Origin of the sequence: Nonomuraea purpurea (genome assembly GCF_042650645.1) — a bacterium.
Taxonomy (GTDB): Bacteria; Actinomycetota; Actinomycetes; order Streptosporangiales; family Streptosporangiaceae; genus Nonomuraea; species Nonomuraea purpurea.
The window spans coordinates 250,311-275,326 of record NZ_JBHSBI010000005.1 but is presented as its reverse complement, the minus strand read 5'-3'; the positions used below and the strand labels follow the sequence as shown (position 1 = coordinate 275,326).

General features: G+C 69.4%; 20 protein-coding genes and 1 tRNA gene. 12 read left to right on the top strand and 9 right to left on the bottom strand.

All coding sequences use genetic code 11. The features are described 5' to 3' along the window. Positions 1-66: 66 nt before the first annotated feature. On the bottom strand, positions 67-474 hold the full coding sequence (locus ACFOY2_RS12525; protein ID WP_379528137.1) for a nuclear transport factor 2 family protein: 408 nt from the start codon (positions 472-474) through the stop codon (positions 67-69). A 371-nt stretch (positions 475-845) separates the two neighbouring features. On the opposite strand from ACFOY2_RS12525, the gene ACFOY2_RS12520 reads away from it, so the two are divergent. The 5 genes from ACFOY2_RS12520 to ACFOY2_RS12500 all read left to right on the top strand — a co-directional run bounded on the left by ACFOY2_RS12520 (position 846) and on the right by ACFOY2_RS12500 (position 5,499). Then, positions 846-1,568, top strand: coding sequence for a flavodoxin family protein (locus ACFOY2_RS12520; RefSeq protein ID WP_379528136.1), 723 nt, complete (start codon positions 846-848; stop codon positions 1,566-1,568). 458 nt (positions 1,569-2,026) lie between these two features. Further along, positions 2,027-2,881, top strand: coding sequence for a helix-turn-helix transcriptional regulator (locus tag ACFOY2_RS12515; RefSeq protein ID WP_379528135.1), 855 nt, complete (start codon positions 2,027-2,029; stop codon positions 2,879-2,881). Beyond that, positions 2,878-3,351, top strand: a complete 474-nt coding sequence (locus ACFOY2_RS12510) for an Atu4866 domain-containing protein (RefSeq protein WP_379528134.1) — start codon at positions 2,878-2,880, stop codon at positions 3,349-3,351. The genes ACFOY2_RS12515 and ACFOY2_RS12510 overlap by 4 nt, the downstream gene beginning before the upstream one ends. Positions 3,352-3,419: 68 nt before the next feature. Next, a complete protein-coding gene (locus ACFOY2_RS12505) occupies positions 3,420-3,884 on the top strand; it encodes a nuclear transport factor 2 family protein (protein ID WP_379528133.1) in 465 nt (154 codons plus the stop codon). 328 nt (positions 3,885-4,212) lie between these two features. Further along, positions 4,213-5,499, top strand: a complete 1,287-nt coding sequence (locus ACFOY2_RS12500) for a sialidase family protein (RefSeq protein WP_379528132.1) — start codon at positions 4,213-4,215, stop codon at positions 5,497-5,499. A 660-nt stretch (positions 5,500-6,159) separates the two neighbouring features. On the opposite strand, the gene ACFOY2_RS12495 is transcribed toward ACFOY2_RS12500, so the two are convergent. Both ACFOY2_RS12495 and ACFOY2_RS12490 read right to left on the bottom strand, forming a co-directional pair. Beyond that, complete coding sequence (locus tag ACFOY2_RS12495) at positions 6,160-7,053, bottom strand: hypothetical protein (protein ID WP_379528131.1); 894 nt, start codon at positions 7,051-7,053, stop codon at positions 6,160-6,162. A gap of 545 nt (positions 7,054-7,598) precedes the next feature. Continuing rightward, positions 7,599-10,766 carry a S8 family peptidase gene (locus ACFOY2_RS12490; RefSeq protein WP_379528130.1) on the bottom strand — a complete coding sequence of 1,056 codons (3,168 nt, stop codon included), beginning with the start codon at positions 10,764-10,766 and terminating at the stop codon, positions 7,599-7,601. A 327-nt stretch (positions 10,767-11,093) separates the two neighbouring features. On the opposite strand from ACFOY2_RS12490, the gene ACFOY2_RS12485 reads away from it, so the two are divergent. Beyond that, the gene (locus ACFOY2_RS12485; protein WP_379528301.1) at positions 11,094-11,675 is read left to right on the top strand and encodes an MFS transporter; all 582 of its coding nucleotides are present in this window, start codon (positions 11,094-11,096) and stop codon (positions 11,673-11,675) included. A 19-nt stretch (positions 11,676-11,694) separates the two neighbouring features. Next, positions 11,695-12,915: a TIGR04222 domain-containing membrane protein gene (locus ACFOY2_RS12480; RefSeq protein ID WP_379528129.1), complete on the top strand. Its 1,221-nt coding sequence runs from the start codon at positions 11,695-11,697 to the stop codon at positions 12,913-12,915. Positions 12,916-13,511: 596 nt separating this feature from the next. Here the strand turns inward: ACFOY2_RS12480 and ACFOY2_RS12475 are convergent. Together ACFOY2_RS12475 and ACFOY2_RS12470 are read right to left on the bottom strand one after the other, a co-directional pair. After that, positions 13,512-13,982, bottom strand: coding sequence for an RICIN domain-containing protein (locus tag ACFOY2_RS12475; RefSeq protein ID WP_379528128.1), 471 nt, complete (start codon positions 13,980-13,982; stop codon positions 13,512-13,514). 648 nt (positions 13,983-14,630) lie between these two features. Next, positions 14,631-14,704 (bottom strand) — tRNA-Lys (locus ACFOY2_RS12470). 101 nt (positions 14,705-14,805) lie between these two features. On the opposite strand from ACFOY2_RS12470, the gene ACFOY2_RS12465 reads away from it, so the two are divergent. After that, positions 14,806-15,645 (top strand): AAA family ATPase, encoded by an 840-nt coding sequence (locus ACFOY2_RS12465; protein ID WP_379528127.1) that lies wholly within the window; start codon positions 14,806-14,808, stop codon positions 15,643-15,645. Next, positions 15,638-17,011: a vWA domain-containing protein gene (locus ACFOY2_RS12460; RefSeq protein WP_379528126.1), complete on the top strand. Its 1,374-nt coding sequence runs from the start codon at positions 15,638-15,640 to the stop codon at positions 17,009-17,011. Before ACFOY2_RS12465 ends, ACFOY2_RS12460 begins: the two co-directional genes overlap by 8 nt. A 7-nt stretch (positions 17,012-17,018) precedes the next feature. Here ACFOY2_RS12460 and ACFOY2_RS12455 read toward each other — a convergent pair whose 3' ends face one another. After that, positions 17,019-17,786, bottom strand: coding sequence for a nuclease-related domain-containing protein (locus tag ACFOY2_RS12455; protein WP_379528125.1), 768 nt, complete (start codon positions 17,784-17,786; stop codon positions 17,019-17,021). 183 nt (positions 17,787-17,969) lie between these two features. On the opposite strand from ACFOY2_RS12455, the gene ACFOY2_RS12450 reads away from it, so the two are divergent. After that, complete coding sequence (locus ACFOY2_RS12450) at positions 17,970-18,560, top strand: TetR/AcrR family transcriptional regulator (RefSeq protein ID WP_357808396.1); 591 nt, start codon at positions 17,970-17,972, stop codon at positions 18,558-18,560. On the opposite strand, the gene ACFOY2_RS12445 is transcribed toward ACFOY2_RS12450, so the two are convergent. The 3 genes from ACFOY2_RS12445 to ACFOY2_RS12435 are packed head-to-tail and all read right to left on the bottom strand — an operon-like array spanning position 18,531 to position 21,930. Beyond that, entirely contained in the window at positions 18,531-19,577 is a 1,047-nt protein-coding gene (locus ACFOY2_RS12445; RefSeq protein WP_379528124.1) for an acyl-CoA dehydrogenase family protein, read from the bottom strand. The two genes, ACFOY2_RS12450 and ACFOY2_RS12445, sit on opposite strands and share 30 nt — an antisense overlap. Further along, the gene (locus ACFOY2_RS12440; protein ID WP_379528123.1) at positions 19,574-20,737 is read right to left on the bottom strand and encodes an acyl-CoA dehydrogenase family protein; all 1,164 of its coding nucleotides are present in this window, start codon (positions 20,735-20,737) and stop codon (positions 19,574-19,576) included. The genes ACFOY2_RS12445 and ACFOY2_RS12440 overlap by 4 nt, the downstream gene beginning before the upstream one ends. Further along, on the bottom strand, positions 20,728-21,930 hold the full coding sequence (locus tag ACFOY2_RS12435; protein ID WP_379528122.1) for an acyl-CoA dehydrogenase family protein: 1,203 nt from the start codon (positions 21,928-21,930) through the stop codon (positions 20,728-20,730). The genes ACFOY2_RS12440 and ACFOY2_RS12435 overlap by 10 nt, the downstream gene beginning before the upstream one ends. A 107-nt stretch (positions 21,931-22,037) precedes the next feature. Here ACFOY2_RS12435 and ACFOY2_RS12430 point away from each other — a divergent pair, with 107 nt between their 5' ends. Both ACFOY2_RS12430 and ACFOY2_RS12425 read left to right on the top strand, forming a co-directional pair. Continuing rightward, positions 22,038-22,613: a GNAT family N-acetyltransferase gene (locus ACFOY2_RS12430; protein ID WP_379528121.1), complete on the top strand. Its 576-nt coding sequence runs from the start codon at positions 22,038-22,040 to the stop codon at positions 22,611-22,613. 24 nt (positions 22,614-22,637) lie between these two features. Beyond that, positions 22,638-25,013, top strand: coding sequence for an nSTAND1 domain-containing NTPase (locus ACFOY2_RS12425; RefSeq protein ID WP_379528120.1), 2,376 nt, complete (start codon positions 22,638-22,640; stop codon positions 25,011-25,013). Positions 25,014-25,016: the final 3 nt, after the last annotated feature.

Sequence of the window (25,016 nt, the reverse complement as noted above, 5' to 3'; positions counted from 1 at the left end):
AGGTCCTCCAGCTGGAAATCCGCAACGTCGGTCGATGTCGTCCATCGACTGGACAGCCCAATCGGCTTATTGGTCGCGGACCGGAATAGGCTCAGCCAGCGCAGCGCGCCCGGGAGGCGCGGGGAAGGGGTCGGCGAAGTACTGGGTCTCGTGCGTTACGAGACCATCGGTAATCTCCATGACGCTGAGCGAGTACGTGGGCACGCCGTCATAGGTGATCACGCACTCGCTCACCCAAAGGTCGCCGCCGCCCAGGATCCGGCGGATGGCGAAGTGGCGTTCGGCCGGGTGCCCACCGCGTTGCGCTTGGATCCTTGACCGGCCTCGGAAGCGCTCGCCCGACTGCGGGTAGTCCAGGATCGCGTCGGCAGCGTAGATCGCGTGCTCAGCGTCGACGTCCCCGCGTTCGGAGGCCTCCCAGTGCTGCTGGAGCCGAGCCCGGATGTCGGCTTCAGGATCACTTGCGCTGTTCACCCGTTAGCCCCCATGACCAGAAGAAATGTGGCCAGCTCGCACGACAGATGTTACCCGAGGGATCTCCTACAGCTTGGGACCGCGCGGCCTGGGCAGAGGTCTTCGGGGTGAAACCTGACGGTACAACGCCGAGGTCGTGCAGGCGGGCGGCCCGGAACGGCTGATCGCCGACGAACGGGCGGCCCACCTGGGGCACCCCCGCGCGCAGGTCGGCCCGACGGTTGACCCTTGCCGAGACCACCGGTCCGAGCGCGCCGGGGGGCGAGTGTGATCGGCTGCCGCGACGCGGCGCGCCTCCTGGCCGGAGCGCAGGTATCAGCCCGATGCTTGCCTACGGAGGCACCGGGACCGCGTCGAAGGGAGCGGGCACGATGACCGTCAACGGAGCGCCTGCCCGCTATGACGATCTGCGGGCGCTGTTCATCAACTGCACCCTCAAGAGGAGTCCTGAGCGCAGCAACACTCAGGGCCTGATCGATCTCAGCGCACACATCATGGACAGGCAGGGCGTACGCGTCGAGCAGTTGCGTGCGATCGACCACGACATCGCCACCGGCGTGTGGCCGGACATGACCGAGCACGGCTGGGAGAGCGACGAGTGGCCCGCCCTCTACCAGCGGGTGCTGGCCGCCGACATCCTCGTCATCGCCGGACCGATCTGGCTCGGCGACAACAGCTCGGTGACCAAGAAGGTCATCGAGCGACTGTACGCCTGCTCCAGCCTGCTCAACCAGTCCGGCCAGTACGCCTACTACGGCCGGGCGGGCGGCTGCCTGATCACCGGCAACGAGGACGGCATCAAGCACTGCGCCATGAACGTGCTCTACAGCCTGCAGCACCTGGGCTACACCATCCCACCCCAGGCCGACGCCGGCTGGATCGGCGAGGCCGGGCCCGGCCCCTCCTATCTCGACCCGGGCTCGGGCGGGCCGGAAAACGACTTCACCAACCGCAACACCACCTTCATGACCTGGAACCTGCTGCATCTGGCACGCATGCTCAAGGACGCCGGAGGCATCCCGGCCCACGGCAACCAGCGATCGGAATGGGACGCGGGATGCCGTTTCGACTTCGAAAACCCCGAGCACCGCTAGACGGCCGCACGGTGCGTGCTGCGCTGTCGCAGCGTCCACGCGAGCCGCCGGTCACCGATCCCGGTGTCACCATGCTGGAAGTAACCATGGCAAAGTCAGACCAAGTCCGGCTCCAGTGCTGATCAACCCCATTTCCATCCCCGACAGCCGCCTCATCCGGGCTTGAGCTGGGAGCAAAAGGAACCCGCCTGGATACGCAGCCAGAGCCTTCCAGGCTGCCCTTACCTGGACGTTCGCATGGACCGGTGTTGACAATCGGGTCCATGTCGAGGGCTAGGACGTCCGATCATGTGCCGGAACCGCGCCGGAGAGCAACCACCGAGCAACCGGCTGGGCAATGGTGCACCCTTGACCATTCGGTTTGCCCATGATGAAGCCCTGTGTCTGAGTAGGCCCGTGTCCCGACTGGGAGCGCTGGGACCAGGCTTCCAGCGGGTGGGGAATCTAGCCTGGTCGACATGACGATTTCAAGGCTGGGTGACTACCTGCGAGGTCGGCGCGCGCAGGTGATGCCGCCTGATGTCGGTCTGCCCGAGGACGGGAGGCGACGCGTCCCCGGCCTGCGTCGCGAAGAGGTCGCGATGTTGGCGCGCATCAGCGTCGACTACTACCTGCGGCTGGAGCAGGGTCGTGAGCGGCGACCGTCGCCGCAGGTCCTGGACGCCCTGAGCGACGCATTGCTGCTGGACGACGACGGTCGGCTGCACCTGTACCGAGTCGCGGGGATGAGTCCGCTGCCGCGCCGCGAGGGCGGTGTCGAGCGGACCGACCCTCGGTTGCTGGCGTTGGCCGAGCTGTGGGACCGCACGCCGGCGGTGATCCTGGGGCGGGCCTACGACGTCCTGGCCGCGAACGCGTTGGGGCGTGCGGTCTTCCATCACCTCGAACCCGGCACGAACCTGCTGCTGGCAATGTTCCTCGACCTGTCGGTCCGTTCGTTCTACAGAGACTGGGAGACGGCTGCGGCCAACGTGGTCGCGGGATTCCGTTTCCTGGAAGGCGCACGGCCGCACGATCCACGGATCCAGGAGGTGCTGCGGACGGCCATGGAGGACAGCCGCGAGTTCGCGGACCTGTGGCGGCGACGCGACGCGCGGGGCAAGTCCGACGCGGCGAAGGTCCTGCTGCATCCGGACGTCGGCGAGCTCACCCTTCGCATGGAGACCTTCGACGTGCGCTCCGCCCCGGGGCAGCAGTTGATCGTCTACCACGCTCAGGAGGGCACCCGGACCGCGGACGCGCTGCGCCTGCTCGGCTCGCTGACGGTGTCCCGGCCCCAACACGGCGACAACTCACGCGAGGGGGTCTCATGAGGGCCCGTTCCTGGACCATGGTCGGTGGCGCGGGCGTCGTCGCGGTGCTTTTCATCCTATTCTCGGTGCGGCCGGGCAGCGGGGGGTCCGCGTCTCCTGACGACGCCGCTCAGCGAAGGCAGGGGGTTTCCCCGTCGTCCGCAACGGAGACACCGCCCAGGCGGACACCTGGGACGCCGCCGGCCGAGGGCGGAGAGATGTCGCCACACCTATACGTCGGGATGTGGGTGACGGCCGACGGGCACATCCGTCAGATGCTCCTTGCGAACGGCCGCTACGACGAGGCCCGCGGAGAGCAGGAGAGCGCCTACACAGGTGCATACCGGATTGTCGGGACCCGCATCGAGTACGTCGACGACACCGGATTCAGCGCGGACGGGACGTTTGACGGAGACGTACTGCACCACGGGGGCTACGTCTTCTACCGCGAGGGCAGCGACGCACACCAACAGGTCAGAGAGGAACGATGATGGCAGACAGCACTTCGCACCAGGGTCGGCGCATATTCATGACAGCAGCGGTCGCCGGAGGACTGACGATGCTGTCTGGGTCTGCCACCGCCTCGGCGGCATCTCGCGAGGCCGTCGGCGGGCCACACTCGGACCGGCTGACCCGAGAAGGCCGCAACAAGGCGGCGGTGATCCGGGCCTTCGAGCGGCAGAACGCAGGCGGCGACATCTACGAGATCCTCCACGACGACGTGGAGTGGAAGATCGTCAACGGACGCACTTACACGTCCAAGGCCGAGTTCCTGACGGAGGGGTCAGCGCCGATCCTGGACCGGCTGGCGTCGGTGCTCGTGATGACGATCCGAGACCTCTGGACTGAGGGCGACACGGTGGTCATACGCTTCGATGGCCACGCGACGGCGGTCGACGGCGTCGAGTACCACAACGAGTACTGCTGGATCTGGCAGCTACGGGGAGGCCACGTTGTGCGCTGCCACGCCTTCCTGGACATGATCGCCGTACGGGAGCTCGTTGAACGCATCGAGCTGAACTGATCCGCACCCAACCCGCCACAGCGACTCAAAGCCGTAGCAGACGTCCGCCACCAGCACCTCACCGCCGATCACCCGGCCAGCCTCGGCGTGCCGGACCGCGCCGAACGCGCCGAAGAGCTCGACCTGGTCCACCCCTTCGGCGACCAGCCGGGATACGAGGCGGTGATGAGCGGGTGAGGTCCGATTCCCGCTGTCCGGCCGAATACGTCGACCCTTGCCGCCGTTCGTATCGAGCGGGTGCAGGCACGACGACGGAGCCGAAGGGTGAATGTCCGGTCTCTTCCGTCCCGGGCTCCCCATGGTCACCAGATAATTGTACTTTCGGACGGTGAGACCTTTACGTGCCCGATCGCTCGCGGCCGTCGCACTGGTCGCCGCGAGCCTCCTCATAGCGGCTCCAGCCGAGGCGGCGCCCACGCCCACCGCAGAAGTGCTCTTCGACGGAGGCAACGAAGCCTACGTCAACGGCGCCTACCGAGTCGACTACCACTCCTTCCGCGCGCCGGCCGTGATCCGTACCAAGGGGAACACGGTCATCGCCTTCGCCGAAGGCCGGGTCGGCGACAACGACGACTACGGCAACATCGACCTCATCTACAAGACTTCCGGGGATTCCGGCAAACCCGGCACCTGGTCCGGGATCAAGGCGGTGGCCACCGGGTGGCCGGACGCTGTCGGCAACCCCACCGCGGTCTTCGACGGGCAAACCGTCTACCTGTTCTTCAACCGGATGGCGGCCAGTTGGACGAGCGTCGGCGACTTCGACAGCTGGGACGACCGCGAGGTGTGGTTGGCCTCGTCGGCAACCGACGCCAACGGCCTGCCCACCGGCGGCTGGACCCTTACGGAGAAGACCGACACGCTCAAACCGCACAAGGACCCGAGCGATCCGTTGAACAGGAGATGGTTCAACGACTCGATCGGCCCCGGTGCCGGCATCAAGATGACCGACGGAACTCTGGTCATCCCGGCCAAGTGGCGCAACATCTACAAGCGGCCAGGAGATACCGACTGGCGCTACCAGGAGTTGACGAACACCGACGTCACCAAGACCGACGAGGCCACGATCCTGCAGCGGTTCGGCGGCGACCTCTATCGCAACGATCGTGCCAGGTTCGCCAACGCCGGCGATCCGCCGCTGCTCAAGCGACTGGTCGCCACCGGCACCCTCGACGGTGGCTTCTCCGGCTACGCCGATCACCTCGAACCGGACGGCCGTGTCCTGCCCGATCCCGACTGCCATGCCTCGACGCTGCGCTTCGCCGGGTCGCCGAACCGGATCCTGTTCCTCGGCCCCCACCCGGGCGGCGCCTCCCGAAGCCGGATCCCCATGCGCGTCTGGATGAGCTACGACGACGGCGTCGGCTGGCCGTACACACGCCTGCTCGGCGACTTTCCCGCGCCCCGGCCGAAGGGACGGGACGGCAGGCCAAACGTGAACGGGGTCGAAGGAGGCTACTCCAGCATGCTGCAGACCGCCGACAGTCAGGTCGGCGCGGCCATCGAGTGGGGCGAGCAGAACAGCTCGGGCAGCGACAAGAACATGAGCATCATCTTCCGCCGCTTCCACCCTGCCTGGATCGCCAACGGCCGCCCAGAACCGCCGCCGGGATAGCTGTCGGGACCTCCCCCAAAGCTCAAGGTTTCCGGGTTGCCGGCAAGAGCCAACGGCTGCCCGCCGGTTCCTCAACCCCGAGATGGAGCCTGCAGGGTCCGGACGGCGAGATCGATGTCGGTGTTGACCATCGGGTCCATGTCGAGGGTCAGGACGTCCGATCATGTGCAGAAGAGCGACCATCGGCGCGCCTCGGTCTATCCAGAGAGAGGCGGAGGTTCTCCAAGAACCGAGAAACCCCACCTCAGCGTACCGAGCTGGGGTTTCTGTGCGGTGCGCCGCCAGGGACTCGAACCCCGGACCCGCTGATTGAGAGTCGCTAGCCTTTGTGTCAGACCATGCCTCAATGCACTTCCTTGTAACGCTCCGCCCCTTTCCGTGGCTCTCGAAATGCCCCAAAATGCCGCTGCGGGTTCACGGGTGCCGATGGCCGAAGAGCAACCACCGAGCAACCGGCCGGGCGATTGCGCGGCCTTGACCATTCGGTTCGCCCACCGGCCGAGCCAACCTGGACACACCTACTCAGGAAGATGGCACTGCTGAAACTGCCCCGGGGTCACCGACCGTCGCCACAAAGCGAGCCAGAGCCGGTTTTGCAGCCGGTGGTGTTCCTGGAACAGCCTCAGATCGAGGAACGCTATTCGCGCTGGCCAGAAGCGCTCAGCTCTCTTCTGGCTGCCACGCCAGCTGGGCGATGCTGGGCTTGGTGGGCCGGACGCTCTTGCCTACCGGGCTGCCGAACTCGTACTCGACTCTGTGCATCGCCCAGGTTCCTTCGCCGGTCTCCAGCGTCTCCGAGTAGACGGGCAACCGGGTCTCGGGGTCGATGTAGCGGACGATGTCCATGGCGGATCTGCCGCCGGCCAGCAAGCCATATGGATGTGTGATTGCGTCAAGCTCGGTGTACTTGAACGCGTCGAGGTAAAGCCCCGCACCCACCGGCATGCCGCCGCCGCCGAGTTGCTGCGGCTTCACCTGGATCTCGAGGCGCACGTACGACTTGCCGTCACGCTTGACGTTGCTCATTCTGCCGGCTGTGATCAACCCCTCAATACCGGCGAGTTCCCCGACGAAGGTGTCGGCCTGCTTCTCGGTCAGCCCGCCGACGCCGAGACCGTCATTGAGCCACGCCTGGGAGGGGAGGCTCGGGCACTGGAGGGAGGACCTGAGGGTCCAGCCGCGATAGCGATTCCAAGACCAGTCCTTCGACCCGTCGATGCACCAGGTCGCCCCCGCCGTCCAAGTTTTGCCATCCGCCACGATCACCTCCGTCTTCTCCAGACGCACGTCCTTGGTTCCGTAATCGAACCCCGAGACCACGACGGTACGACTGCCACCTGGATAGGACCCCTTCTGACGGTAGTACTCCTGTACCAGATTGAGTGATGGCTGCAGCGCTTGCTGCCGCAGCGACTCCAGGTAGAGCTCGCGCGCGTCGGCGGGATCCTTAGTGACCTTTGGGGAGGTCGCGGTCGCGGCGGGGGTCTCAACTGCCTGCGGGCGCTCGTTCCAACCGATCCCTGCGCAACCACACACCGCCGCCAGCAGTGCCACCGCCAGTCCCCTTCGGAAAAACCGCACCAAACACCTCTCATATCTCGCATATGTCCAGCCAGAGACAGTACGCGCCAGCCTGTCGGGCAGCCGGGAGGAGTCGCACCTCCCGGCTCCACAGATCCGTCCGTGAAGCAGGGTAGGGCGCCGACAAGGTGCCAGCTGACCTGGCCCTTTTCTGACGGCGCCTCCGAACCAGCCGTGCCCGCTTTCCGTGGCAGCCGGCTCTCCAGCGCTCATCGTGGTGTGCGTGTGGGACGTCCGGCGTGCATGTCCTCATGGCATTCACAGCAGACGACGAGGGTCTTGCGACGGCGGGATCCCATGCGCTGGACCCGGTCGGGTGGGTGTCTCCGCTCCTTGGGATTGAGGTCTTTGAGCGCCCCGCCGCACGGCGCTGACCTCCCGAGGCATCGACAACACAAGTCGATCAGCAACGAGGACACGGTCGCCGTCCGGACCAACCACCCGCCCCAGAGCTGCTACCACCGCTGAAAGGACGTGCCCGGCGGCCCCGCCAGGGACCGCCGGGAGCGAACGCACCGCTACGGCGCGGTGATCCGGTAGGCGCGGATCACGCTCTGCTCCACCATGTTGCCGTGAACGTCGGCCAAGCTGGCCCGAAGCGACACGAACCCGCTGCGCAGGGGATGGTCCAGGACGACCTTGGACCCGGCGACCTTCGCCCGGCTCCAGGTCACGCCGTCGTCGTAGGACACCTCCACGACCACCTCACGTGCCGGGCCCGCCGCGCTTCCGGCCAGCCGCTGCACGGTGAACGGCACCACGAAGCGCCGCCCGGCCGGAGCGGAGTTCCGCACGTCGAGGTCCGGGGTGAACCGCACCACGGACAGCGGCAGCCGGGTCGGCGAGTTCGTGCTCTCCGACCGGAACGTCCACGTCGCCGAGCTGCGCGTGGACAACACCGCAGACTCTCCCCGCTCCGCGCGGGCGACCAGCCGGTACGTCCCCTCGCCCGGCGGTACGGTGAACCACTCCATCAGCCAGTCGCTCTCGCCGACGAGCTCGCCATCGCGGTAGAGGGATACGTGCTCGGTGGCCGGCCCGGAATCCCCGATCGACCCGCGCCCGTCGCCGAACATCGGCAGATTCACCGCGATCACGTCGCCGGTGCGGCTCGCGGGCTCGCGCGGCTGGTCCCCTGACGGGAGTGAGGGGCCGAACACTCCACGGTTCCACAACTCCGTGGTGACGCTGCCCGGCCGCAACCGCACGGGAGCGGACGAGAACGCGGTGATCTGGCCGTCGGCCCCGGACTCAGCCACGGCGGCCTGCCAGCGGATGCCGTCGTCGGTGTTGACGTACTCGGTCAACGTCGACGGCGGGGTGAGCTCGTTCAGGCTGGCATGCGTCAGCATGACGCCCTGGCTCGGCACGGCCTGACGGCCCACCAGCACGCGGGCGCCCGGCAGATGTTCCGCGACGTCGACACGTACGCGCGCCAGATCCTTGGGATCCACCGCCCGGTCATAGCCGGTGATCATGCGGTCCCGCTCGAACCAGGCGAGCTGGTAACTGTCCTGACCCGCCTGGTAGTGCGCGCTCACCCGGGTGAGCATGCCTTCTTCTGTCTGCTCGAGGCCGAGTTGCGCGGTGAACGCCCTGGCGAAGTTCCTCGAGTACCAGCCCCTGGTGTTCAACCGGTCGGGCGTCCTGAACGAGTACGCGACGCTGCCCTCCTTCAGCACCGCGCCGGGCGTGGGCGGGCGGATCGACGTGGGTCGGCCCAGCCGGGCGTCCGCCTCGACGGTCCACGCCCTGTCCAGGCGCAGGCGTGGCTGCACCAGCAGCGCCACGCCGTCCTCGCTCAGAATGGTGGTGTCCAGCAGGTACTCGCCCCTGGGCAGGCGGAAGGTCATCGAGCTCTCGGTCGGCCAGAACACCTGGGGCGACGGTCCCGCGGCGTCCAGCCGCCAGATCACCATCTGGTAGTCGGCCGTCGGCTTGCCCGACCGGTCGGTCTGGTTGACGGTCAGGTCGTAGCTCTCGATCTCCTTCTCCACCGCGGCGGGCGTGCTCACCACGACGCCGCCCGGTCCCTTGGCCTCGACGAAAGCGCCGAGGAAGCCGTCGGGCTCGCCGGTGCGCGTGTCCGCCGTCACCGTCGCCTCCGCCTGTCCGCCGGCGGGCACCGTCAGCGTGGCCGGGCTCACGGAGAAGGTCGTGCCCGACGTGACGCCGAGGTCGAGGGTGACCGGCGTATCACCGTGGTTGTGGTAGGTGAGCTTCCTGGTGAGCACCTCGTCGTCGGCGTGTGGCCAGCGCTGCAGGCCGAACCCCAGGCCGGGCGGGTCCGCGGTCACCGCCTGCGTGGCTGCCCGCTCGGCGTCCACGCGTCCCGCTCCCTGGGAGAACACCCCCGTCTGCGGATGGGGCCTGGCCGAGCCCATGAGCGCGGCCTTCAGCTCCGCCGCCTTCCAACTCGTGTGCGCGCCCGCCAGCAGCGCGGCCGTTCCCGCGACGTGCGGGGCCGCCATCGAGGTCCCCGACATGGCCACGTACGGCCCGCTGCCCGCGCTGTCGTTGCTCCGCGCGGCGGTGATCTCCACGCCCGGCGCGGTGATCTCCGGCTTCAGCCCGGAGTCGCCCACGCGCGGGCCCTTGCTGGAGAAGTCCGCCAGTCGGTCCGTCCTGTCCACGGCCCCCACGGCCAGGGCGGCGTCCGCGCTGGCGGGGGAGCTGACCGAACGTTCGGCCCCGCTGTTGCCCGCCGCGACCACGAAAAGCGTGCCGTGGCTCTCGCTCAGTCGCTGAACGGCCTCCTCCAGCGGGTCGAGACCGGGCTCGTCCTGGCCGCCCAGGCTCAGGTTGACCACCCGGGCGCCCTGGTCGGCGGCCCACTGCATCCCGGCCAGAACGGCGGAGTAGGTGCAGAAACCCGATTCACACACCCTGCCGTCCAGCAGTTGGGCGTCCGGCGCCGCCCCACGATACCTGCCGCCGGAGGACGCTCCGGTGCCCGCGATGGTGGACGCCACGTGTGTGCCGTGCCCGGCCACATCCCGTTCGTCGGGCGTCTCGGTGAAGTCCGCCCGCGCGACCACCTTCCCGACCAGGTCCGGATGGGCACTGTCGATGCCGGAGTCCAGCACCGCCACCTTGACTCCCGCGCCGGTCAGCCCTTTCGCCCAGGCCGCGGGAGCGCCGATCTGCTTGACGCTGGTGTCAAGGGACAGCTTGACACGCGCGTCGAGCCATATCTTGCCTCCGACGTTCCGCAGGTCCTGCCAGAACCGGACGGCCTGTGCCCTGTCCTGCCGCACGGCGAAGCCGCCGACCGCGGCCAGCTCCCGCTGCCCCGCCCCGCCGCGCAACGATCTGGGCGCGGGCGCGCCGGTGACGACGAGCGGCAGGTCCTGACGCCGGTCGTCGTAACCGGACTCGGCCAGCGCGCTCACCTCGAACAGGCGCGGATCCAGGCGCCCCTGCCGCAGGGGCTCGATCGCGTCACCCGGCACGACCCGCAACCGCCCGCCACTGCCGAAGGTGTGGAAGTCGATACCCTTCCTTCCCTCGCCCGGCGTGACCAGGGGACTTCCGTCCGGTGCGAGGACCACCCGGTCGCCGGTGATCAGGGTGACACTGCGGGCGTTCCCCGCTACCCCGGCGCTCGCATGGGCGGCGGGTAACACGATGATGGACGCGGCCACCAGCAGGAACGCGCCCGCCGCTCTCGTCGTCGTCTTTCGCACTCCGTCTTCTCCCTTTCCGAATCCGTTGGCGATGATCACTCGCTATAACCAAACGCCGGGACGTCGTTCCAGGTTGTACGGCGCCAGCGATTTCCAGAGCGGTGGAGTCGCGTCCGGCGCTCGTGATCGGCGCGGCCGGCGAGCAGGACGTGGTGGCCGCCCGCGGCTGGTCGCAGGCGCAGAGGCGGGTGCCGCGCTTCATCCCCGACCACGAGGGGATCGCATGGCTGCTCAGGCAGCGGCTGCTCAGCACCCTGGTGGTGCTCATCGGCGGCTGCAACATCGTCTTCACGCCGCCGTCGCTGGTGCTGATCGTACGCGCGCGAACTGGGGGCCTCGCCCGCGTTCATCGGCGGCATCTTCGCCTTCCTGGGAGCCGGAGCTGTCCTCGGGTCGCTGGTGGCGCCGTGGATTCTGCGCCGCCTGAGCAACCGTGCCGTCCTGCTGGGCTCGCTGTGGGTGTGGGCCGCGCTGCTGGCGGTGCTGCCGTTGCTGGAGGATCCGATCTGGCTGGGGGCGGTGGTCGGCGTGACGTGGGCGACGGGGCCCGCCTTCAACGTGCTGGTCGGCCTCTACCGCTACGCGCTCACCCCCGACCACCTGCAGGGCCGTACGCAGAGCGCCGCCCGGTTCGTGACCTGGGGCACGATTCCCCTGGGCAACCTCGGGGGCGGGCTCCTGGTGGGATCCATCGGCCCGGTCGCGACCTCCGCGATCCTGGCGGGCGCGATGGCGCTGATCTCGATCGCCGCCACGACTCTACGAGTTCAACCTGGCGTACCCGTCTCGTTGCCGGAGCGTTCGTGCTCGTCGTGGCCGAGCCGTCGGGAGAATGAGCAGCATGATCAAGCAGGTGGCCCTTTCCGCATAAAGAGATTCAAGTCTGAGATCCTGATGATCCCTCGCTGAACGGCATGCGGAGGCGTACATGGATTTGATGCTCTTGTTAGTAGCGATGGCGCTGGCCGCTCTGGCTCTCTGGGCCGGAGGAGTGATCAGTGGGACTCGGGCCGCCCTCCGAACCGCCGCAGCGGCCGCCCGGTCACGCGGGCTTGGTCACTACGAGGTGGCCTATCTGGTTGGCGGACCTGAGGGTGTGGCGACCACCGCTTTGGGGGTGATGGCCTCGTCCGGAGCGGTGCTCGTCTCCCGGGTAGGCGGAGTGCAGCGCGTCATCGACGGTCCCGGCATTGCCGACCGGGTTGAGAGAGCCGTGCTGGACCGCCTTCCGGCCGGTACAGTGACCCAGGCGGGCTCACTAAAGCGGGAAGTTGCTGCGAGCTCCGAGGTGGCCGAGATCAAGGAGTTCCTGACCGCTCTGGGGTTGCTGGATCCAGGCGCCTCCTCCGGCCACCTTCGCCGGTGGCTTGGCGTACTCCGCTGGTCCTCGGCGGCGGCGCTCGCCACGGCTGCAATCGAGCTGGTCCTGATACTCCTCCAGGGCGGCCTCTGGATGCGGACGCTGGCCCTCGCCATTGCGGCGGTCGTGGCTGCTCTGAGCGGGCAGGCTTTGTCGTCGGCGCGCAGACGCGGCAAGGCGGTGGCCGATTCACCGACGCGGATCGGCGAAGGCGTGCTGGAGGACGCGAGGGCAGTGTGCCCACTCACGTCGGTGAGCACGTCGCCGTCCCTTGCGATGGCTTTGTATGGACTGAGCGTGCTCGACGACTTGGATCTGAGGGAGGCGCTCGCGGTGGGCTTCTCCGAGACATTGCCGTGGAAAGACGATACGGACGAGGGCAACATGACCGGGCCGGGACTCAAAGGCCACGACAGCGGTCTGCACCCCGCTGGTGGCGGAGGTTCAAGCAGCAACAGCGAGGCCGGCATGGGTCTGGCCGATGGTGAGAACCTGAGTGACGATGGGGAGGACGGAGGGGATGAATGGGACATCGGGGATCCATGGGGCACAGGGGACGCAGGCCTTGGGGACAGCGACGCTTCCAGCCGCGATGGAGATCGGGACTCTGGGGAGAGTTCGGGTCATGGCGGAGGATCGGGCAACGGGGAGAGCTCTGATCACGATGGCGGCTCCACACACAGCAACGGGGGTTCAAGTCACGGGGGTGGGGGCTCGAGCTCCGGGAGTGGGAGTTCGAGCCACGAGAGCGGCGGAGCAAGCAGTACTTGGGACCACGGGTCGTACTGAACCTGTTCTTCGTCCTCCGAATTGTTGAAGTGCTGCGAGGGTGCGGCCACGTTTGACGGTCTTGCCGACGTTGTAGCGGGGCGCGGGTCGGCGGTTGGGATGCCTGGCGGACGTCCCGGAGCCGGGTCTGGTGCGTATGGGTGCGCCGACCGGTTGGGCGAGTGCGGGACGGAAGTTCCGAAACCCGCGCCGGGCCCGGGCGAGTGTTGAGCTAGCGGGGCGGGCGGGTTTCTCTCATGGATGAGGCAGGTCCTCAGTCAGGGGCGAGCGAGGCGCAGCTGGGCTCGTGTGTGGACCTAGCGTTCGGCGATCCACTCCGGTACCAGATAAGTTAGGCGACCGTCGCCGAGCCATGCCGATCACGACATCGAGCGCACTGGAGTCCGTTTTCGTGAGCTTCAGCAGGCGCGCGTAGGCGTCCGTACGCTTCCCCGAGCCGAACCGGATCCGGAACCATGGCCCGCCTCCTCGCGTGAGAGGGCGGGCCATGGCTCGTCAGGGGTGGCTGGAAGGTGGGAGATCGGGGTTGGTGGCCGGGGCCGCCCCGATCAGGAAAACAGGGCGTCTGGGTGGTCAGGGCCGGGTGCGCGGACGTTTCATTGCGTTGCTGGGACGAAGGTCCAGCGCTGGGTGTCGGATCCGTTCGCGTCGCGCAGCTTCACGTTGCCTCGCGGGATCACTGGAGGCTCGGCATTCCAGAGCAGGTCCTCGCCGGGGACCTTGATGACGAAGGTGCCGTTGCCGGCCGGCTCAATGGACCAGACGGTGGCGTCGCGGCTGGTGATGACCGCCTCTCCTTCTGTTGCCTGCCGCGCTGCGGCGTAGCTGTCGGACGTTTGGGTCATGCTGAGGCCGACGTTCTGGATGGTGTATCCGCTCTCGCTCCGTTCGAAGTGCCAGAGTTCGAACGGGCCTGGGCTTTCCCGGGTGCTGGAGACGAAGACCTCCTCGCCTGCCTGGTAGGCGCGTAGCGTGCTGTGTGAGGCGACGTTGGTGATCCGGTAGGTGTTCGAGGGAGCTGCGGCCTGGGCGCTGTTGGCGGTGGCTGCGGTGGTCAGGCCGGTCATCGCCCAGGAGCTGAGCAGCAGAGCCGATGCCAGGGTGGTCCGGATGAGGCCGCGTGTGCCGCGACCTCGGTGTGTCTTCAACAACACATCCTCCTTGTGCAACTGATCGACCTCCGGCCGGGCGACCGTCGGAGCCGCCAGAAGCTCAGCTCGTCCGGAGCGTCGAGGGCGTCCTGGGCCTGGTCCCGGGCCATGCGGAGACGGGGAAGGTGAACGGCAGCCCGTCGTGAGTTGGGACATGTTGATCATCGGCAGTGGGCGGCCGAGCGGCTTCGCGCTTGCCGCAGACGGCGACAGTGGGCTGATAGAAGCAGTCGTTGAGCACCCGGATGCAGGACCTTGGCGAGGTGGCGCAGCATCGTGCGCAGCCGGGCCGGGCTGGCCACGGCTGTCGTGACGGCCAAGGAGTATCTCTACTCCCGGCCGGCCGCCGGCTTCGGCGATCGCGGTCGCGGTGCAGATCTGCTAGCGGGTGAACTTCGGCCGCGCCGACCTTGGCCCTCGCTTCGGCGATGAACGTCCGATCATGTGCCGGAACCGTGCCGAAAAGCAACCAACGGCGCGCCTCGGTCTATCCAGAGACAGACGGAGGTCCTCCAAGAACCGAGAAACCCCAGCTCAGCGTGCCGAGCTGGGGTTTCTGTGCGGTGCGCCGCCAGGGACTCGAACCCCGGACCCGCTGATTAAGAGTCAGCTGCTCTAACCAACTGAGCTAGCGGCGCTTGCAGGAAGGAATATACCGGCGATCCAGAGCTTGGTCGAATCGGTATCAGCCGGACGGCCATGGCTAGAATAAAGTTCGGCATCCCAGACAGGAGCGTTGATGTTCGACTCGCCCGCCGACGTGACGGAGCGGCTCGCCGCCGTCGACTACCTCTCCGACGACGCCGTCTCCACCTCGGTGTTCCTGGCGGCCGCGCTGGGCAAGCCGCTGCTGGTCGAGGGCCCCGCGGGGGTCGGCAAGACGCAGTTGGCCAAGGCCGTGGCCCGGGCCACGGGCGCCGAGCTGATCAGGCTGCAGTGCTATGAGGGGCTCGACGAGGCCAGGGCGCTGTACGAGTGGAACTACAAGAAGCAGCTCCTGCGCATCCAGGCCACCAGCGCCGACGACGACATCTTCTCCGAGGAGTTCCTGCTGGAGCGGCCCCTGCTCAAGGCCATCAGGGCCGAGGGGCCGACCGTGCTGCTCATCGACGAGACCGACAAGGCCGACGTCGAGGTCGAGGGGCTGCTGCTGGAGCTGCTGTCCGACTTCCAGATCACGATCCCCGAGCTGGGGACCATCGCCGCGACCCGCAGGCCGTACGTCGTGCTGACCTCCAACGCCACCCGCGAGCTGTCGGAGGCGCTCAAGCGGCGCTGCCTCTACCTGCACATCGAGTACCCCACCCCCGAGCGTGAGCGCGACATCGTGCTCAGTCAGGTGCCGGACATCCGGACCGGCCTGGCCGAGCAACTGGCCAGGACCGTGGCCACGCTGCGCGCCCTGGAGCTGAAGAAGGCGCCGTCGGTGGCCGAGACCGTCGACTGGGCCAACACGTTGCTCGCGCTCGGCCGCGCGGAGCTGGACGAGGTCACGATGGCCGGGACGCTGGGCGTGGTGCTCAAGCACGCCTCCGACCAGACGCGGGCGATCAAGGAGCTGGGGCTGCCGGATGCCTGATCTCCTCGAGCGGCACGTCGGCTTCCTGCGCGCGCTGCGGGCGGCCGGGATCCCGGTGTCGCCTGCCGAAGGGCTGGACGCGGCGCGGGCGCTGCGGGTGATCGAGCTGGCCGACCGCGAGTCGCTGCGGGCCGCCTACGCGGCCACGCTGGTGAAGAAACCGGCCTACCGGCCGGGGTTCGACGTGCTGTTCGACCTGTGGTTCCCGGCCTCGACGACCGGCCTGCACGCCGAACGTCCGCACCAGGCCATCGATCCGGAGACGGCGACGGTCCCCGAGCTCCGCGACCACCTCGCCCACCTGCTCACCGAAGGCACCGAGGGGGCCGAGCAGGAGCTGCGCGCCTTCGCGCAGGCCATGGTCGAGCGCTTCGGCAGGCAACCGGCCAGCCCGGGACGCCAGAGCTGGTTCTCCTTCAGCGTGCTGCGCGCCCTGTCGCCGGAGACGCTGATGGCCGGCATCCTCAGGAACGTGCTGCGGGACGGCGAACGCGGCGGCCTGGCCGAGAAGAACGTGCGCCGCCGCGTCACCGCCGGCATCCGGCGCTTCGAGGACGCCGTCGCCTCCGACGTGCGCCGCCGCATCGCCGAGGAGTCGGGCGTCGAGCGCATCGCCCGTTCCGCCGTCCGTCCGCCGCTCGACCAGATCGACTTCCTGCGCGCCACGAAGGCCGACCTGGCCAGGCTGCGCAGGGAGGTGTACCCGCTGGCCAGGCGTCTGGCCGCGCGGTTGACGATCAAGCACAGGAAGGGCCGGCGGGGCCGGCTCGACTTCCGCAGGACGATGCGGGCCTCGCTGCAGAGCGGCGGCGTGCCGCTCACGACCTGCTTCAAGCCGCCCCGGCCGCACAAGCCCGAGCTGGTCATCCTCTGCGACACCAGTGACTCGGTCTCGTCGTTCGCCCACTTCACGCTGCTGCTCACGTACGCGCTCAGAGAGCAGTTCACCAAGGTGCGGGCGTTCGGCTTCGTGGACACGGTGGACGAGATCACCCGGTTCTTCGTGCCGGGCGCCGACATCGTCGAGGCGATGACGCGGCTGGCGAACGAGGCCGACATGGTCCGCTTCGGCCGCACGAACTACGGGCACGCGCTGGAGCGCTTCGCCGAACGGTACGGCGACGCGATCGGCCCCAGGACCTCGCTGCTGATCCTCGGCGACGCCCGCTCCAACTACCAGCAGCCCGCCCTGGACGTGCTCAGGTCTTTGGCGGCCGGGTGCCGCCACGCCTACTGGCTCAACCCCGAGCCGCAGGCGCAGTGGGACACGGGCGACTCGATCGCGGGCGCGTACGGCTCGGTCGTGCCGATGTCGGAGTGCCGCAACGTCGCCCAGCTCACCGCGTTCATCGAGACCCTGGCGTGAAAGCGCCTCACACGCGCTGCAGTTCCCTGGCGGCGATGCGGGTCAGCACCTCGATCTGCTCGGCGCTGAGCACCCTGCCCTCGACCGACCTGATCACCTTGGCCGCCAGCCGCGGCTTGAGCAGCGTGAGCCCTTCCGCGACCACCATGCCGCTCCTGGGCAGGATCCCGCAGTGGACGGCGAGCATCGGCGTGATCGTCACGGGGACGCCCGACTCGCGGGTCAGCAGCTCGGCGAACGCCTCGGCGGCCTCGACCAGCGGCTTGGCGGTCTTGCTGCCGTACTTCTCGCCGAAGAACAGCCTTCCCACGTAGCAGGCGATCTCGGTGTCGGGGCTCCACGACTCGTTGTCGATGATCCACACCCCCGCGGGGCCGATCACCAGGTGGTCGATGGAGGCCTGACCTCGGATGGCCCGGCCGTCGAGGACGCTGTAGCCGCGCCGGCTCAGCGACCTGCGCAACTTCCGTGCGGTGATCGTCTCACCCCGCCGGGCTCCACGCCACACGGCCGTCTTGTGGAAGGCCCGCCAGTCGAGGTACCAGTCTCCCGCGGCGACGAGGCCGGCGAGCAGAAGGCCGATGAACGGAGAGGCGCCCGTGAGATCGAACCTCAGCGCGAGCGCGACCCCGATCACGAACCCCACGCCGGCCTTGACGTACCGGGCCCGGCGCCGGTTCTCGGCGTCCTCCCGCCAGAACTTCTCGTACCACCATTGCGGGGACGACCCTGTGTACTTGTCGTTTGGCTGCACGTAGATAGAGCCACCAGCCACGGCAAACTCCCCGAATGCGTAGATGGAATACGGGATCTGCCGCACCGAAGATCCCTCGCCGATCAAGAGATACCCGCCTCTCAACCAAGGCGAGCCTAAGGTGAGGGAATTAGTACCCGCAAGACCAGCAAATGGCCCTCGACCGACCAGTCGGTATGCTAAGGCGGTGACAAGGGGGACGATGTGAAGGAAGAACCGGTCAGAGCGCGGTTGCTGGCCGAGGCGACCAGGCTGTTCGCCGAGCGCGGCTTCGAGGGCACCTCGGTGCAGGAGATCGTCGCGTCGGCCGGCGTCACCAAGGGCGCCATGTACCACTATTTCGACTCCAAAGATGATCTGCTGCACGAGATCTACGGCCGGGTGCTGCGCATGCAGATGGACCGGCTGACGCAGATCGCCGACGGCCCGGGGACGCTGCGCCAGCGCCTGCACCGGGCGGCGGCCGACGTCGTGGAGACGACGACCGCCAACCTCGACGACTCCAAGATCTTCTTCAGGTCGATGCACCTGCTCGCGCCGGAGACGCAGAAGAACGTGCGCGCCGAGCGCCGCCGCTACCACGAGCGCTTCCGCGCCCTGGTGGCCGAGGGGCAGCGCCAGGGCATCTTCAGCGACCGCGTCCCCGCCGAGCTGGTCGTCGACTACTTCTTCGGCTCCGTGCACCACCTGGGCACGTGGTTCCACACGGCGGGGCCGCTGACCGGCGCCCAGGTGGGCAAGCACTTCGCCGACCTGCTGCTCACCTCACTCGGGGCCGGGGACGTCGACGAGTGAGGCCAGCGCCGCCCGATGGTCGCCGGGCGTGCCGAGGGCGATCTCGGCGGCCTTGGCGCGCTTGAGATAGAGATGCACGGGGTGCTCCCACGTCATCCCGATCCCGCCGTGCAGTTGCACGGCCTCCTCGGCGACGCGCACCGCCACCTCCGCGTTCCACGCCTGGGCCACGGCCACCGAGACGGCCGAGTGGTCGGCGGCGGCGCTCCTGGCGGCGGCCCTGGCCCTGACCACGTCCAGCCACAGGTCGGCCAGCCGGTGCTTGATCGCCTGGAAGGAGCCGACGGGCCTGGCGAACTGGCGGCGCTCCTTGACGTAGGCGAGCGTCGTGTCGAGGCACCATTCGGCCACCCCGAGCTGCTCCGACGCCAGCAGCCCCGCCGCCGCCCGCAACACCTCGGCCAGATCACATGCCCCCACCGGCCTGACCCGCGCCCCGTCGAACGTCACGGTCGCGACCGGCCTGGTCAGGTCGAGCGAGGGCGCCACCTCGACCGAGGCGCCCTCGGTGACCTCGTAGAGCGTGCCATCGACGGGCACCAGCAGCACGTCGGCGACCTCCGCCCCGGCCACGCCGGTGACGCTCCCCGACAGGCGTGCGCCGTCGAGCCGCAGCGCGGCTCCCCACCCCGGCCGGTACGGCGACGCCGCGAACGACACCGCCAGCGCCGCCGCCCTGCGCCCCTCCGCCAGCTCTGCGAGCAGGGCGTCGCCGGTGGGCAGCAGCGCCCGCGTGGCCAGCACCGCGCTGGTGAAGAACGGCACCGGCGCCACCGCCCGGCCCAGTTCCTCCAGCACGACGGCCGCCTCGCTGGCCGTCGCCCCCGCGCCGCCGTGCTCCTCGGGGATCAGCAGCCCCGCCACCCCGATCTCGCCGGCCAGGGTCTTCCACAGGTCCAGGTCGTAGGGGTCCGACTCGATCCGCGCGAGCACGGCGGCGGGCGGGCACCGGTCGGCGAGCAGCCCGCGCACGGCCGCGCGCAGCTCCTCCTCGACCTCGGAGTACAGGAGTGTCATCGCGGCAGCTCCTTCCATGGCACGTCCTTGTCGACGCGGGGTTCCGAGGGCAGTCCGAGCACCCGTTCCGCGATGATGTTGCGCAGGATCTCGGAGGTGCCGCCCTCGATCGAGTTGCCCTTGGCCCGCAGGTAGCGGTAGCCGGGGCCGCGGCCGTAGAAGTCGACGTCCTCCGAGCGGCGGAAGGTCCAGTCGTCGTAGCCGAGATCGCGCCGGAACTCCACGTCGAACCCCGACAGCGCCTGGTTGAGCTCGGCGAACGACAACTTCATCCCCGAGCCTTCCGGGCCCGGCTGGCCGGCGGCGAGCTGCTCGCGCAGCCGCGCCCCCGACAGGCGGGTGACCTCGGCCTCCACCCAGAGCGACAGCAGCCGCTGGTGCAGGTCGTGGGTGCGCAGCTCGGGGTGCTCGCGCCAGGCGTCGAGCACCGCCGCGGCCATGCCGCCCCCGCGCCCCACGGGGGCGCCGCCGATGGCGACGCGCTCGTTCATCAGCGTGGTCTGGGCGACCCGCCAGCCGTCGCCGACCGCGCCGAGCCGCAGGTCGTCGGGGAGCCGCACGCCGGTCATGAAGACCTCGTTGAACTCGGCCTCGCCGGTGATCTGCCGCAGCGGCCGCACCTCGACGCCGGGCGCGCGCATGTCGCACACGAAGTACGTCAGACCGCGGTGTTTCGGCACGTCGGGATCGGTGCGGGCGACGAGGATGGCCCAGCGGGCGTGGTGGGCGCCCGACGTCCACACCTTCTGACCGTCCACCACCCACTCCTCCCCGTCCCTGACGGCCCTGGTCGCCAGCGTGGCCAGGTCGGACCCGGCGCCCGGCTCGCTGAAGAGCTGGCACCAGATCTCCTCCCCCGTCCACAGCGGGCGGAGGAAGCGGCGTTTCTGGTCTTCCGTACCGAAGGCCAGGATCGTCGGCGCGGCCATGCCCAGGCCGATGACCTGGGCACCGGGGTCGATCTGCGGCGTATGGGCCAGCTCCCGTTCGACGACCTGCTGCAGGTCCCTGGGCGCTCCCAGCCCGCCGCACCCCTCGGGGAACCACACCCAGGCCAGCCCCGCGTCGAATCTGGCCCGCAGGAACTCCAGCCGGTCGCCGTCGGGGTCGTGCGCCTCCAGGAGCGCGGCCACCCGCGCTTCGACGTCGGTCACATCCATCGCTTCAGCTCCTGGTAGGCAAGAGAGCGCTTGTGCACCTCGTCGGGGCCGTCCGCCAGGCGCAGGGCCCGCGCCCCCGCCCAGAGCCCGGCCAGCGGGAAGTCCTGCGAGACGCCGCCCGCGCCGTGCACCTGCACGGCCTTGTCCAGGATCCACTCCACGGTGATCGGAGTGGAGATCTTGATGGCCTGGATCTCGGTGTGGGCGCCCTGGTTGCCGACCGTGTCCATGAGCCAGGCCGTCTTGAGCACGAGCAGGCGCAGTTGCTCGATCCTGATGCGGGACTCGGCGATCCAGTCCTGGACGACGCCCTGCTGGGCGACGGGCTTGCCGAACGTGGTCCTGGCCAGCGCCCGCCTGCACATCAGCTCGACCGCCCGCTCGGCCATGCCGATCAGGCGCATGCAGTGGTGGATGCGGCCGGGGCCGAGCCTGGCCTGGGCGATGGCGAAGCCGCCGCCCTCCTCGCCGATGAGGTTCTCCTTGGGAACGCGGACGTCCTCGAAGACGATCTCCGCGTGGCCGCCGTGGTCGGCGTCGGTGTAGCCGAAGACGTGCATGCCGCGCTTGATGTGCATCCCCGGCGTGTCGCGGGGCACGAGGATCATGCTCTGCTGCCGGTGTTTGGGCGCGTCGGGGTCCGTCTTGCCCATGACGATGAAGATCTTGCAGGTGGGGTTCATCGCGCCGGAGATGAACCACTTGCGGCCATTGATGACGTACTCGTCGCCGTCGCGGACGATCGAGGTGGCGATGTTGGTGGCGTCGGAGGAGGCCACGTCGGGCTCGGTCATCGCGAACGCCGAGCGGATCTCCCCATCGAGCAGCGGACGCAGCCACTCCTTGCGCTGCCACTCGCTGCCGAACATGGACAACACTTCCATGTTGCCCGTGTCGGGCGCGGCGCAGTTGGTGGCCGTCGGGGCGATGGTCGGACTCCGGCCGATGATCTCCGCCAGCGGCGCGTACTGGAGGTTCGTCAGCCCGGCGCCGTGCTCGCCGGGCAGGAACAGGTTCCACAGTCCGCGCTTCCTGGCCTCGCCCTTCAGCTCCTCCATCAGCGGCGGAGGGCCCCAGCCGCTGGTCGCCGCCTGTTCCTCGAAGGGGGCCTCGGCGGGATAGACGCATTCGTCCATGAAGCGCAGCAGTCGTTCGCGCAGGTCCTCGGTGACGGTGTCGAAGGCGAAGTCCATGCCGTGAGCCTACCGACCGGCCGGTATGAGTGTCGACAGGTGGTCTCCCACAAAAAGGTGCATGTGGCCATCAAAGCCATTTCCCGGACACCCTTAGGGTTGCCGCCATGACCGCGAAGCTGCCTGCCCCTGTGGTGCTCGAGAACGACGTCGTCCGGCTCGAACCGCTCACCCTGGACCACGTTCCCGACCTGTTCACCGCAGGGGGCTGCGACGAGGAGATCTGGCGGTGGATGCCGGTCTCCGCGCCGCGCTCCGAGGAGGAACTGGGCAAGGTCGCCAGAGGGCTCATGGACGACGACGCGCACGTGCCGTTCGCCGTCGTCCCCGTCGAGAGCGGGCGGGCGGTGGGCTGGACGACCTACGGCGACGTGCCCGGCTTCGCCGAAAGCGTCGAGATCGGCTGGACCTGGTACGGCCGCTCGGTCTGGCGCACGGCCGTGAACACCGCCTGCAAGCTGCTCCTCCTCGACCACGCCTTCGAGCTCGGCTACAACCGCGTCCTGCTCAAGACCGACATCCGCAACCTCAGATCCCAGAACGCCATCAGGCGCATCGGCGGCGTGCACGAGGGCACCCTGCGACGCCACCGCAAGAGGCCCGACGGAACCTGGCGCGACACCGCGTATTTCGGCATCCTCGAAGAGGAGTGGCCACAGCATCGGGCTCGGCTACAACGTTGACGGGAAGGCGGCCTCTGGTCCCGCATGACTGATCGGCTGGGGGGCTACTGGCTCGGCGCCCGGCTCGACGGCGGCGGGCACGTGATCGTCCGCGAAGCCTACGACGAGTCGGGCACCCGCCATGCGCTGGGAGTGCCCCTGCTGCCGGACGCCGCGTCCAGGGCCAGGTTCGCCGCCTCGGCCAAAGCGGCCGGGCACGTCCGCTCGCTGTCGGTGGCCACGCTGACCGAGGCGTGCCCGGACGGCGAGCCGCCCTACCTGGTCAGCGAGTACGTCCCCGGCCCCACCCTGCGCCAGGTCGTGAACCGCCACGGCCCCTACACAGGCGACGACCTCTACCGGCTGGCCACCGCCACCGCCACCGCGCTCGCGGCCGTGCACGAGGCCGGCGCCGCACACGGCGCGCTCACCCCCGAGAAGGTCGTCCTGGGCGCCGAGGGGCCCCGGCTGGTCGGGCTGGGCCTGGCGGACGGCGACGGCGGCCCGCCCGCCGACGTGCACGCCTGGGGGCGGCTGCTCGTCTACGCCGCCTACGGCGCCGACGACCGATTAGGCAAGGGCGAACGTCTGGATCGCCCCTTACGCGGGATCGTCGCCGCCGCGCTGCACCCCGACCCCGACCGCCGCCCGAACGCCCGCCAGCTCCTGATGTCCCTGCTCGATGCCCCGCAGTCCCAGCAGGGCCGCCTGCTCCCTCCAGAACCCGTCGACGACCCGCCGCTCGGCGCCCGCGCCGAAGCCCTCTACGCGCGCCTGGCCCCCTCCGACCAGGAACTGGTGGCCGACGTGTTCCTGCGGCTCGTGGAGGTGGCCCCCGACGACGAGGTGGCCTGGGACGAACTGGTCTCAGGACGCTCCGACGACGAGGCGGCCTCGATCAGGCGGGTGCTGGAGGCGTACGGCAAGGCCGGCTTGATCAGCGATCGGGGCACCCTGGCCATCACGTACCCGGCGCTGCTGCGGGCCTGGCCCCGGCTGCGCGAATGGCTCGACGGCGAGCGGGACGGGCTGGCCGTGCACCGCGAACTGGCGCGGGCCGCGCGGCGATGGGAGGCGGGCGGGCGGCAGGAGGCGGCGCTGTTCCAGGGGGAACCGCTGGACAGGGCGCTGGCGTGGGCGGCAGGCGGACGGCGGCGGGTGACGTTGAGCGGGGGCGAGCGCACGTTCCTCGACGCGGGGGTGGCGCGGGTGCGGCGGCGGGCACGCCGCCGCAGGGTGTTCACGGCGGGACTGCTGGCGGTGGTCGTGCTCCTGGCAGGCTGGCAGACGCTGCGGCAGCAGGGCGAGACGGAACGGCGGCTCGAACACGCCATGGCCAGGGTGGCCGCCTCGCGGGCGGAGGCGCTGCGGCTGACCGACCCGGTGACGGCGCGCCGGCTGAGCCTGGCCGCCTGGCGGCTGGCCCCCGTCCCCGAGTCGCGGCGGGCGCTGGGGGCCGTGGACGCGGCCGTGGCGGCCTTCACCGACCCGCTGGCGGGGCCGCGCTCCATGCACGCCGTCAGCGGCGACGGGGCCCGGCTCGCGTCCCTGGACGAAGGGACGCTGCGGGTCTACGACCTCGACACAGGCCGCGAGATCGCCCGTACGGCAGGGCCCGAGCAGAGTGTGCGGGCGATGGCCTGGGCACCCGGCAGCCGGACCCTCGCCCTCGTCGGGGTCGACCGCTCCTACCTGTGGGACGTCGCCACCGCGCGCCTCGGCCCGCCCTTCGGCAGAGGGCTCGGCACGCCAGGCGAACAGTCGGCGTGGTTCAGTCCCGGCGGCGGGCTGCTGTTCGCGGCCGCCAGGCAGTCCGGCGAGCGATGGGCATGGGACCTGCGGGCGCGGCGGGCCGCCTACGTCGGCGAGTACGCCGTGGTCGGGCCGGATGATCGGGTGGCGCTGGTGTTCGCGGGCAAGGAGTCGCAGCTGCGCCGCGACGGCCGGGCCACACCCGCGCCGTGGCTGGAGCGGATGCCCTGGGAGTACGCGGCCTTCGCCCCGGACGGGCGGCGGGTGGCGATCGCCGAGGAGAGCGGCATCCAGGTCTACGAACTCGACGGGGTCCCCACCGAGGACACCCGGCTGCGGCCCTCCCCGGGGAACCTGCGCTTCAGCGCCGACGGGCGGCTGCTGGCCGGCACGGACAACGATCACGTACGGGTGTGGCGGCTCTCCGACGGCGCCCTGCTCGCCGCACGGCCGGTGGCGGCGACCGGCGCGGACCGTTCGGCGCAGGCCGTCTTCACCCCGGACGGGCGGCGGCTGCGGGTGCTGACCGGCCGCGGCACCGTCCTGACCATCGACCTCGGAGGCGGCCCCCCGCCGACCGCCGACGACATCTGCTCCCGCTACGGCGGCCTGTCCCCTCAGGACTGGGCCCGTCACCTGCCCGAGCTGCCTTACCGCGACACCTGCTGAAGG